Here is an 11,000-nt window from a genome sequence, read left to right as displayed (position 1 = left end):
TCACGGCCCCGTTCCCGCCGCGGACGGCACGCACGGGCGCGGCCGGCCTCCGCACGTCATGCGTACGAGGACCGGCCGCGCCCGGACTGCTCGCCCGGACCGCGGCTCATTTGACCGAGCCGGCCATCACACCCTGGACGAAGTGCCGCTGGAAGGCGAAGAACACGACCACCGGCACGATCAGCGACAGGAAGGCGCCCGGTGCCAGCACGTCGATGTTGCTGCCGAACTGCCGCACCTGCGACTGGAGTTCCACCGTGAGCGGCTGGGACGAGCTGTCCGCGAAGAGCAGCGCCACGAGCATGTCGTTCCAGACCCACAGGAACTGGAAGATGGCCAGACTCGCGATCGCCGGACGTCCCACCGGCAGCACCAGCCGGGTGAAGATGCGCCACTCGCTGCCGCCGTCCATCCGTGCCGCCTCGAGCATCTCGCGGGGTATGTCCGCGAAGTAGTTCCGCAGCAGGAAGACGGCGAAGGGCAGCCCGTAGGCCACGTGGAACAGCACCACACCGGGAATCGTGCCGAACAGCCCCAGCTGGCCGAAGAGTTTGGCGACCGGCAGCAGACCCACCTGGACCGGCACCACCAGGAGCGCCACCACGAGCAGGAAGATCCAGTCCCGGCCCGGGAACTCCAGCCACGCGAAGGCGTACCCGGCGAGCGCCGCCAGAACGATCACCAGGGCGGTCGCCGGCACCGAGATCAGCACGGTGTTCCAGAACGCCTGGGTGATCCCGGCGTTGCCCAGCAGCTCCGTGTAGTTGTCGAGGGACAGCTGCCCGGGGCTGGTCAGCGTGGTCCACCAGCCGCTGCTCGCGTTGTCCTGCGGAGAGCGCAGCGACGACAGCAGCAGACCGGCGAGCGGGGTGATCCAGACCAGACCGATCACCACCAGGAGCGCCTGGACCACGCCGTTGCCGAGCCAGCGGCCCGGACCGCCCCCGGACCTCACCCGCGCCGCCCTGTCCGGGGCGGGCGGCTCCTTCACGGCGGCGGGGTCGGTGACGGTGGCGCTCATGACTGACTCCTGCGGAAGCGGCGGACGTTGAAGACCATGGCGGGGATCACCAGCAGCAGGAGCAGGACGCCGAGCGCGCTGCCGAGCCCCTGGTCGTTGCCGCCGCCGAAGGACACCAGCCACATCTGGGTCGCCAGTACCGTGGCGTCCTCCTGCACCGGCCCGGGCGCGATGATGTAGACGAGGTCGAAGACCTTCATCACATTGATCACCAGCGTCACGAAGACCACGGTGAGGATCGGCGCCAGCAGCGGCACGGTGATCCTGCGGAACACCTGCCACTCGTTGGCCCCGTCCATCCGCGCCGCCTCCAGCGCGTCACGCGGCAGCGAGGACAGGCCGGCGCCGATGAGGACCATCGCGAAACCCGTCCAGATCCACAGGTACGCCCCGATGATGGCCGGCGTGACCAGCGCGGGCCCGAGCCAGGAGATCCCCTCGTACGGCGGTGCGAAGTTCTTCGCGGGCAGCCGCACGGTGTAGGAGCCGGCCTCCAGGTCCCGGAAGGCGAAGGAGCCGTCGGCCGCCGTGGTGGCGGAGGCGACGGTCCTGCCGTCCCGGACCGCCTCGACGCTCATCTGCGGCAGCCCGCTCTCGGTCCGGTCGACCTCGCCCTGCTCACCGCCTCCGCCGGGGGTGAAGTCGAGGTAGACCACGCCGGACAGTTCCCCGGCGTCCGCCTTCCTCTCCGCCGCCGGGTGGGCGGGGCGTGCCTCCTTCGGGAGCTCGGCGGGCTTCACCCCGACGAGTCCGAGCGTGAGCACGTCCCCGGGGGACGCCGGGCCGGTCGTGGTGTAGGACCCGTCGGGGCCCTTGGCCAGGCCCTGGCCGTCCCTGGCGCGTGCGGTCGGGTACGACGACGAGCCCTTGACGGCGTCGTGCACTCCGACGACGGCCGCGTTGAGCACGCCCTTGTCCGGGTCCTCCTCGTAGGCGAGGCGGAAGATGATGCCGGCGGCCAGGAAGGAGACGGCCATCGGCATGAACAGCAGCAGCTTGAACGCGGTGGCCCAGCGGACCTTCTCCACCAGGACGGCCAGGATCAGCCCCAGTCCGGTGAGCAGGGTCGGGGCGACGACGACCCAGATGGCGCTGTTGCGGACGGCCTTGAGCGTGGCCGGGTCGCGGAACATCTCGGTGTAGTTGCCGGCGCCGACGAACCGGGTGCCGGAGGCGTCGAAGAAGCTGCGCCCCACCGAGAACAGCACCGGATAGACGACGAGCGCGCCGAGCAGCAGCAGCGCCGGCAGCACGAAGGCCAGGGCGACGATCCGCCGGCGCCGCCGGGCGCGGTGCCGCGGAGCCGCGGCCCTCTCGGGCCCGGGCCGCCCCGCGGACGGGGCGGCTGGTGTGGTGACTGCGGTCATCGGACGTCAGCCCTTGTACGCCTTGGCCGCGGCGTCCTCGAGACGGGCCGCGGTGGCCTTCGGGTCGGACGGGTCGCGCAGGAAGTCCTGCAGCAGCTTCCACTCGCCCGTGCCCTTGGTGCCACCGAAGGCCGCGGGTGCCTGGTCGGACATGTCGAAGCGGACGGAATCACCGGCGTCGATCAGCGACTTGGCCGTCTCGCGGGTCGTGTCGTCGCCGTACGAGGCGAGGTCGAGCTTCTTGTTGGGGGAGAGGAAGCCGCCCGCCTCGGCCCAGACCGCCGCCGCCTCCGGGGTCGCCAGGTACTCCAGGAACGCCATCGCGGCCTTCTGGTTCTTGCCGTCCTTCAGCACGACCGCGGCGTCGCCGCCGCTGACGACCGGAGCCTTGCCGCCGTCGACCGCGGGGAAGGGGAAGAAGGAGGCGTCCTCGCCGATCTTCTTGCCGAACTGGTCCTTGGCGACACCGGCGACGAAGTCGCCCTCGTAGACCATGCCGGCCTCGGGCTCGGGGCCGAAGACCTTCTCGACCGAGCCGGGGAAGTCGGTGGACAGCGCGCCCTTCTGGCCGCCGGCGATCAGTTCCTTGTCGGAGAACAGCTTGCCGAGGGTGGTCAGCGCGTTCACCACGCTCGGGTCGGTCCACTTGAGCTTGTGGGCGGCGAGCTGGTCGTACTTCTCGGGACCGGCCTGGGAGAGGTAGATGTTCTCGAACCAGTCCGTGAGCGTCCAGCCGTCCTCACCGGCGACGGCGAAGGCGGGCAGTCCCGAGTCGGAGACGGCCTGCCCCGCCTTCAGCATGTCCGCGTAGGTGGCCGGCGGCTTCACGCCCGCCTGCTCCAGCGCGTCCGGGCTGTACCAGACGGTCGACTTGTGGGCGGCCTTGAAGTACAGGCCGTACAGCGAGCCGTCCACGCTGCCGTAGTTCTTCCACACGGGCGCGAAGTTGCCGTCGACGGACTTCTCGGTGGTCTTCGACAGCGGGGTGAGCCAGCCGCTCTTCGCGAACTGCTGGAGCACACCGACCTGCGGGACCATCACGACGTCGGGGGCGTTGCCGCCCTCGATCTTGCTGCCGACGACGGTGGAGACGTTGTCGCCGGTGGAGACGAACTGCGTCTTGGCGCCGGTCTTCTCGCCGAAGGCGTCCAGCACCTTCTGGAAGTTCTTCTGCTCGGCACCGGACCAGACTCCGGCGACCGTGATGGTCTGGCCGTCGAGGGACTTGTCGCCGCCGCCGGCCGGCGTGACGGGGCCGCCGCCGCAGGCGGTCGCGCCGAGGGCGAGGGCCAGGGCGGTGCATCCGGCGAGCATCGTGCGTCGTGGGTTCATGGCAGAACTTCCTTACCGGTCGGGGAAACGGACGGGGCGTCGGGGGACGCGGTTCTCGGGGGTGCTGTTCTCGGGACGGGAGCGGTTCACGGGGTGGTGCCGTCGCTGATCCACCAGGCGGCGGTGGATCCCGGCAGCGCACCGGTCGGGCAGGGGCCGCTGGACAGCAGGGGCGCGCCGGAGACGGGGGCGGGCACGGGAGCCGTGCCGAAGTTGACGGCGCACACCAGCCCGTCGCCCCGGACGAAGGCGAGCACGTCGGGCGGGGAGTCGAGCCAGCGCAGGCCGCCCTCGCCGAGCTGCGGCAGGCCGCGGCGCAGCTGGAGCCCGTCGCGGTAGAGGTGCCAGAACGAGCGGGTGTCGGCGAGCGCGCGGTCGGTGGCGTGCTCCGCGAACCAGCCGGGCTGCGGCAGCCACGGCTTGGCGCCCTCGGCACCCGAGGTGAAGCCGAACGGCGAGGCGTGGCCGGACCACGGCAGCGGCACGCGGCATCCGTCGCGGATCCGCGCCCGGCTGCCGGTACGGCGGAAGATCGGGTCGGTGAGCACCTCGTCGGGAAGGTCCACGACCTCCGGCAGCCCCAGCTCCTCGCCCTGGTAGATGTATGCGGCGCCGGGCAGCGCCAGCATCAGCAGCGCGGCCGCCCGGGCACGGGCCGAGCCGAGCCCGCTGCCCTCGGTGCCGGACTCCCCGTACCGGGTCACGGTGCGGACCTGGTCGTGGTTGTTCAGCACCCAGGTGACGGTGGAGCCGGTGCCCGCGATGTCCTGCATCGCCTCGGAGACGACCTTGCGGAAGGCGGCCGCGTCCCAGGGTGCGCTCAGCAGGTCGAAGAAGAACGCCTGGTGCAGCTCGTCCGGCCGTACGTAGCGGGCGTGCTCACGTGCGGTGGGTACGGAGACCTCGCCCACCAGCAGGCGGTCGCGGCCGTCGCGGACCGTGTACTCCTCGCACACCGACCGCCAGTGGCGCCAGACGTCGTGCACCTCGGGCTGGTTCCAGGCGAGGGGGTTCACGGAGTCGCGGGTGCGGGCGTCCGCCTCCGGGTCGGGGGAGTCGGGCAGCTCCGGGTGCTTGAAGAGGCCGGCGGCGACGTCGATGCGGAAGCCGTCGACGCCCCGGTCCAGCCAGAAGCGCAGGACCTGCTCGAAGTGGGCGCCGGTCTCGGGGTTGCGCCAGTTCAGATCGGGCTGCTCGGGCGTGAACATGTGCAGGTACCACTGGCCGGGGCTGCCGTCCGCCTCGGTCACCCGGCTCCAGGCGGGACCGCCGAACATCGCGTGCCAGTTGTTGGGCGGCACGTCGCCGCCGGGTCCGCGGCCCTCCGCGAAGTGGAACCGGGCGCGGGCCGCACTGCCCGGGCCGGCGGCGAGGGCCTCGCGGAACCACGTGTGCTCGCTGGAGCAGTGGTTGGGGACGATGTCCAGCAGCACCTTCATGTCGAGCCGCTGCGCGGCGGCGACCAGCAGCTCGAACTCCGCCAGGTCGCCGTAGACCGGGTCCACGTCGCAGTAGTCGGCGACGTCGTAGCCGTGGTCGTGCTGCGGCGACGGGTAGAAGGGGCTCAGCCATATTCCGTCGACGCCGAGCTTCTTGAGGTACGGCAGTCCGGTGCGGACCCCGGCGAGATCGCCGATGCCGTCTCCCGTGCTGTCCAGGAAGCTGCGGACGTACACCTGGTAGATCACCGCGTCGCGCCACCAGCGGCGCGAGGGGCGGTGCGAGAGGCCGTGGCCGGCCGTGGCTGTGAGCGTCACCCGTTGACCTGTTTCTGCGTGAAGGGGTGCCCGCGACCATGAGGTCAGCGGTTATGCATGCATGTTAAGTAGGGGTGACGAGAAGGTGTCAACGGTTGTGCAGGAATGCCAAGGGAGTTGGGTTGTATGCCCGGAAATGTCCCCACGGCTCGAGCTCAGGACGATGTGATCCTGTTACCTAACAGGTAGGTAAGCGGGATGGTCATGCGGGGAGGGTGGCGGGGCGCTCAGCCCCGGCGGGCGACCGCCGAGAGCTCCCGGGAGAGCCGGCGCACTGCCTCGCCGGGGTTCTGGTGCTGCGCCATCGCGTCGTGCACGACGGCCTGCACGGCCAGGCTGACCTGCTCGTACCGTGCGCTCTTGGGCCGCGGGGCCGCGGACAGGACGCTGGCCCGCAGAGTGGGCAGATAGGGGAACCGCCGGATCAGCCCGGGGTCCTGGTAGAGCTCAGCCCGCACGGGTGGCAGCGCGCCCTCCGTGAGCACCTTGCGCTGCACGGGGGCGCTGGTGAGGTAGGCGATGAGGTCGCTCGCCGACTCCGGGTGCCGGGCGCGGGCACTGACCGCGAGGTTCGACCCGCCCAGCACGCTGGTCCCCGGCCCGTCGGGGCCGGGCAGCGGCACGGCGCCGAACTTCCCCGCCACCCGTGAGTCCTTCCCGGAGGCCCCGGGGTACGCGTAGGGCCAGTTGCGCAGGAAGAGCAGCCGGCCGTCCTGGAAGGCCTGGCGGGACTCCTCCTCCTTGAAGGTCAGCGACTCCCGGGGGATCCAGCCGTCGCGCACCCCGCGGGCGAGGAACCCGAGACCGGAGCGCGCCGCCGGGGAGTCCACGGTGACCCGGCCGTCGTCGCCGAGGATCGTGCCGCCGGCCGAGTACACCGCCTCCGTCGCGTTCACCGTGAGGCCCTCGTACGGCAGGAACTGCCCGGCGTAGCCGCCGAGGCCGTGCCGTGGGGCGAGCGTCCGTGCCTGGCGCTCCAGCTCCGCCCAGGTGCGCGGCGGGGTCTCGCCCTCGCGGTCGAGGACGTCCTTGCGGTAGTAGAGCATCCCGGCGTTCGTGACGTACGGGACGGCGTACAGCTTTCCTTCGTACGTCGCCGTGTCGAGCACCGGCGGCAGGAAGCTGTCGAGCGGGAAGCGGCCGGCCTCCAGCGGGGCTATCCAGCCCGCCGCGGCGAACTCCGAGGTCCACGCCACGTCCATGTTGAGGATGTCGTAGCGGCCGTCGCCCGAGCGCAGCCCCGTGGTCAGCTGGGCCCGGGTCTCGTCCGCGGAGTCCGGCAGCTCGACCAGGGTGACCTTCTCGTCCGGGCGGCTCCGGTTCCAGCCCTCGAGCAGGGGGCCGAGATAGCCGGTGAGGTCCCCGGCGGTGGCCAGGGTCATGGGGCCGCGTCCGTCGCCCCGGGCGGCCACGGCGGCGTCCGGGCCCCCACCGGTGCCCGCCGAGACGTGTCCCGCGAGCACCACCGCCGCGATCAGGAGCCCCCTACCGGCGGCACGTATCCACCGCATAGGTTCCTCCTGGTGCACCGGCGTGGGCTTCGTCGACCGCGTCCAGGGCATGTATACCCGTTAGGCATGGGCGATACTAGAGCCCGTATCGGATGACGAGAGCGATCCGGACCACACCGGACACCGTAACGGACCGCCCTCGGCCGGCCGGCGGACCAACAGGGAGGAGGGGAGCGCGCGTGCGTCTGCCGCTCCTGGCACTTCTCTCCCGGGGGCCCGCCCACGGCTACGAGCTCAAGCAGGACCTTGAGCAACTGCTGGGCTCCGCGTACCCTCAGCCGAACGTCGGCCAGATCTACGTGACGCTCGGGCGCCTGGAGAAGTCGGGGCTGATCGAGGGCGAGGAGGTCGCCCAGTCCAGCCGGCCCAACAAGAAGATCTACCGGCTCACCGACGCCGGGACGGAGGCGCTGCGCGCCTGGTTCGAGGAGACCGCGGACGAGCCGCGGGTCCGGGACGAGTTCTTCATGAAACTCGCTCTCGCCCCGAGGACCGGAATCGCCGACCAGATCGCCCTCATCAACAAACAGCGACGCGAGTACCTCAACACCATGCGCAACCTGTCGAAGCTGTCCGCGACCGAGGACCGGGACAACCGCATCGCCCATCTCCTGATCGAGGGAGCCATGCTGCACCTGCAGGCCGACCTCGACTGGCTGGAGCGCTGCCAGGAGGAGCTGGAGGGGCTGGAATGAGCCACGCCGCCGACCCGGACGTCACCGACCGGGTCCCGCTCCTGCGCGCCGAGGGGCTCGTGAAGACCCACCACGGCGAGGGTGCCCCGGCCCATGCCGTGCGCGGGGTGGACCTGTCCGTGCGCCGCGGGGAGTTCGTCGCCGTCAGCGGCCCCTCCGGGGCCGGCAAGTCGACCCTTCTGCACCTGCTCGGCGGGCTGCAGCGGCCCGACGGCGGAAGCATCTGGCTCGACGGCGAGTGCACCGACGCCTACAGCGAGGCCCGGTGGGCGACCGAGCGGCGGCGCCGGATCGGCATCGTCTTCCAGTTCTTCAACCTCGTGTCCAACCTCACGGTCGCCGACAACGTCGAACTGCCCGCGCTGCTGGCCGGCACCGGCCCCCGGCAGGCACGGGCCGAGCGCGAGAAGCTGCTCGCCGAACTGGGGCTGGAGGGCAAGGCCCGCAGCATGCCGGGCGAGCTGTCCGGCGGTGAGCAGCAGCGGGTCGCACTGGCCCGCGCGCTGGTCAACCACCCCCGGCTGCTGCTGGCCGACGAGCCGGCCGGCAGCCTCGACAGCAAGGGCACCCGCGAGGTCATGCGTCTGCTGTCCCGCTTCCACCAGCGCGGCCAGACCATCCTCCTCGTCACCCATGACGCGCGGCTCGCCAGCGCCGCCGACCGGGTCATCAGCTTCTTCGACGGCCGCATAGCCGACGACGCCGAGCTGGGCGGCACCCCCGCCCGGGGCACCGGGCTCTCCGGCGTCCTGGAACTGAAGGACTGACCGTGCGGGCCACCCTGCGCTGGGCGCACGCCGACCTGCGCACCCACCGGGGCGAGGCGCTGTTCATCGTCTCCGCCACCGCGGGCATCGTCGCGGCGCTGCTGCTGGCGGCCGCGCTCTTCGGCTACGCCACCAACCCCTGGCAGCGGGTCTTCGCCCAGTCCCACGGCGCCCATGTCTGGATCCACACCGGGCCGTCCGCCGACGCCGGCCGGCTCGCGGACCTCGACGGGGTCGAGGCCGTGTCCGGCCCGTTCCGCACCTCGGCGGCGACCGTGGCCTCACGCGGCGCCCGGGCCTCCGTAGAACTCCGCGGTGCCGGGGCCGAGCCGCCCGCCACCGGGCGGCCCCTCCTCACCTCCGGCCGCTGGCTCAGCCCCGCGACCCCCGACGGCGTCGTCCTGGAGAGCAGCCTGGCCCGCGCCCTGGTCGCCGGCCCGGGCGACAGCCTCACCGTCCCCGCCACCGGCCGGACCCTGACCGTCGTCGGTGTCGCGGACAGCGCCGAACCGCGCTACCGGCCCGGCGAACGCTCCGGCACCGTCTGGGCCCTGCCCGACCGCGTGCGCGACACGGGAGACAGACCCGGCCATGTCGTCGGTCTGCTGCTCACCGACCCCGGCGACACCGACTACGCCGTCCAGCGCGCCGTCACCGTGCTCGGCGCCGGGGCGGTCACCGACGTCTCCAGCTGGCAGCAGGCCCGGTCGGAGGCCCAGGGGGACACCCGGCTGCTCGGCCAGGTCCTCGGCCTCTTCGGGCTCGGCGCGCTGCTCGCCGCCGCCCTCGCCGTCTTCGGGGCGATCAGCACACGGGTCCGCGGCCACCTCCGGGACATCTCCGTGCTCAAGGCCATCGGCTTCACCCCCGGGCAGGTGGTGCGGGTCTTCCTGGTCCAGCACCTGGCCTTCGCCGTCCTCGGCGCCCTCGTCGCCACCGTGCTCATCGAGACCCTGGGCAGCGCCGTACCCGGCCGGCTCGGCGAGGCGGTCGGCGTCTGGCAGGGGCTGCCCGGGCACACGGCCGCCCTGCTCGCCGTACCCGTCGCCGCGGTGCTGTTCATCGGCGCCACCACCTGCCTCGCGGCCTGGCGCGCCGGCCGTGTGCCTCCGGTTCCGGTGCTCCCGGCCGGGAGGGCGCCGGGCGGCCGGCTGTCGGGGCCGGCCCGCAGGGCCCTCGGGCTCGGGCTGCCCCCGGCTCTCGTCCTCGGCTGGCACCGTGCCTTCGCCCGCGGCCCGCAGACCCCCGCCACGATCGTCCGGCTGGCCCTGCCACTGCTGCTGATCACCGTGGCGCTGAGCGCGTGGACGACCATCGCGCGCTTCGACAGCAGGCCGGCGGAACTGGGACTGCCCTCGGCGCTCACCGCGCGCGCGGACAGCGGCCTCGCCGACCGGGAGGCCGCGGCGCTGCTCGACGGCCACCCGCAGGTCGTGGCGGCCCATCCCGGGGTCGAGGTCGCGGCGCTGGTGCCCGGCCAGACCGGCACCATCGCGCTGCGCGGACTCGGCACCCGCGAGCGGCCGTACCCGTTCACGGTGGCCGAGGGCCGGTCCGCCGACGGCCCCGACGAGGCGGTGGCCGGGCAGGGTCTGCTCGACCTGCTGGGCGCGGAGGTCGGCGACTGGGTGCGGATGACCGTCGGGGGACACCCGCAGATCCTCCACATCGTGGGCCGCAGCATCGAACCGGAGAACGGCGGCCGGACGATCTCCACCTCGCTCGACACCCTCCGCGAGAACGACCCGGCCCTGCGCGCGACGCTCTACCAGCTCCAGTTGCGGCCGGGAGCCGATCCGGCCGGCGTCCGCGCCGAGCTCACCGAGGCCGCACAGGGGCGGCTCGACATCCACGAGGTCACCAGCCCCGCCGACCGGCTCTCCACGATGCGGGGGGTCGTGGCCGGACTCATCGCCGTGCTCGCCCTGATCGGGCTCACGGAACTGTCGACGGCGATCGGCGGGAGCGTACGGGACGGCGAGCGTGATCTGCTCGCCCTGAAGGCGATCGGGCTGTCGCCCCGGCAGATCACCGCCGTCACCGTCACCGCGGTCGGGTGCACCGCGCTGGCCGCCGCGGTGGCGGGAGCGGGTCTCGGGGTGCCCCTCGCCCACTGGCTGATCGACGCCGAGGGCCGTTCCAGCGGGATCGGCGCCGGTATCGCGCAGGCCCCGTCCCCGCTCCATCTGCTGCTGCTCGCGGCCGCCGCCGTGCTGGGAGCGGTCGCGCTCGCGGCGCTGCCGGCGGCCCGGGCCGCGCGCCGCCGGCTGGTGGACACCCTCAGCGCGGTGGCCTGAGCGCCATCCCGGCGTTGCCGGGGGCGCAGTAGAGCGGAGACGTCGGGGTCGAGGCGCCCTTCCGGGCACTCCACGCCTCCGGAGCGGCCCCGGGCCCTTGTCGCCGCAGGCACTGTCGTCGGGCAGGGCGCCCCGCCGGAGCCGGCCGTCTCCGCCGTCGACGTTCCGTCCTGCCGTCCCCGTGCCGTCCGGCACGGCGCCGTCCGGCCGAACGCGGGATGCCCCGTGCGGTACGGGCGCCCCGGTACGGGGC

At 72.8% G+C, this 11,000-nt stretch carries 8 protein-coding genes; 3 read left to right on the top strand and 5 right to left on the bottom strand.

The genetic code is table 11. The annotated features are described in order from the left end of the window. Nucleotides 1–106: 106 nt before the first annotated feature. From QRN89_RS03135 to QRN89_RS03115, 5 genes are all read right to left on the bottom strand, one after another. A complete protein-coding gene (locus QRN89_RS03135) occupies nucleotides 107–1,021 on the bottom strand; it encodes a carbohydrate ABC transporter permease (RefSeq protein ID WP_290347801.1) in 915 nt (304 codons plus the stop codon). Further along, the gene (locus QRN89_RS03130) at nucleotides 1,018–2,388 is read right to left on the bottom strand and encodes an ABC transporter permease subunit (protein WP_290347800.1); all 1,371 of its coding nucleotides are present in this window, start codon (nucleotides 2,386–2,388) and stop codon (nucleotides 1,018–1,020) included. The genes QRN89_RS03135 and QRN89_RS03130 overlap by 4 nt, the downstream gene beginning before the upstream one ends. Nucleotides 2,389–2,394: 6 nt before the next feature. Then, on the bottom strand, nucleotides 2,395–3,720 hold the full coding sequence (locus QRN89_RS03125; protein WP_290347799.1) for an ABC transporter substrate-binding protein: 1,326 nt from the start codon (nucleotides 3,718–3,720) through the stop codon (nucleotides 2,395–2,397). An 86-nt stretch (nucleotides 3,721–3,806) separates the two neighbouring features. Beyond that, nucleotides 3,807–5,477, bottom strand: coding sequence for a glycoside hydrolase family 13 protein (locus tag QRN89_RS03120; protein WP_290347798.1), 1,671 nt, complete (start codon nucleotides 5,475–5,477; stop codon nucleotides 3,807–3,809). A gap of 227 nt (nucleotides 5,478–5,704) precedes the next feature. Next, complete coding sequence (locus QRN89_RS03115; protein WP_290347797.1) at nucleotides 5,705–6,988, bottom strand: ABC transporter substrate-binding protein; 1,284 nt, start codon at nucleotides 6,986–6,988, stop codon at nucleotides 5,705–5,707. 179 nt (nucleotides 6,989–7,167) lie between these two features. Here QRN89_RS03115 and QRN89_RS03110 point away from each other — a divergent pair, with 179 nt between their 5' ends. The 3 genes from QRN89_RS03110 to QRN89_RS03100 are packed head-to-tail and all read left to right on the top strand — an operon-like array spanning nucleotide 7,168 to nucleotide 10,747. Then, nucleotides 7,168–7,683: a PadR family transcriptional regulator gene (locus QRN89_RS03110; RefSeq protein ID WP_290347796.1), complete on the top strand. Its 516-nt coding sequence runs from the start codon at nucleotides 7,168–7,170 to the stop codon at nucleotides 7,681–7,683. After that, on the top strand, nucleotides 7,680–8,450 hold the full coding sequence (locus tag QRN89_RS03105) for an ABC transporter ATP-binding protein (RefSeq protein ID WP_290347795.1): 771 nt from the start codon (nucleotides 7,680–7,682) through the stop codon (nucleotides 8,448–8,450). Before QRN89_RS03110 ends, QRN89_RS03105 begins: the two co-directional genes overlap by 4 nt. 2 nt (nucleotides 8,451–8,452) lie before the next feature. After that, nucleotides 8,453–10,747, top strand: a complete 2,295-nt coding sequence (locus QRN89_RS03100) for an ABC transporter permease (RefSeq protein WP_290347794.1) — start codon at nucleotides 8,453–8,455, stop codon at nucleotides 10,745–10,747. Nucleotides 10,748–11,000: the final 253 nt, after the last annotated feature.

The organism is Streptomyces sp. HUAS CB01 (assembly GCF_030406905.1).
Lineage (GTDB): Bacteria > Actinomycetota > Actinomycetes > Streptomycetales > Streptomycetaceae > Streptomyces > Streptomyces chengbuensis.
The sequence above is the reverse complement of the archived record's forward strand: the minus strand, read 5'-3'. Positions and strand labels throughout refer to the sequence as shown.

What these genes read in the sequence shown, in the direction of transcription:
- QRN89_RS03135 (WP_290347801.1), bottom strand. Translation starts at nt 1,021, where the DNA reads ATGAGCGCCACCGTCACCGACCCCGCCGCCGTGAAGGAGCCGCCCGCC.
- QRN89_RS03125 (WP_290347799.1), bottom strand. Translation starts at nt 3,720, where the DNA reads ATGAACCCACGACGCACGATGCTCGCCGGATGCACCGCCCTGGCCCTC.
- QRN89_RS03115 (WP_290347797.1), bottom strand. Translation starts at nt 6,988, where the DNA reads ATGCGGTGGATACGTGCCGCCGGTAGGGGGCTCCTGATCGCGGCGGTG.
- QRN89_RS03130 (WP_290347800.1), bottom strand. Translation starts at nt 2,388, where the DNA reads ATGACCGCAGTCACCACACCAGCCGCCCCGTCCGCGGGGCGGCCCGGG.
- QRN89_RS03105 (WP_290347795.1), top strand. Translation starts at nt 7,680, where the DNA reads ATGAGCCACGCCGCCGACCCGGACGTCACCGACCGGGTCCCGCTCCTG.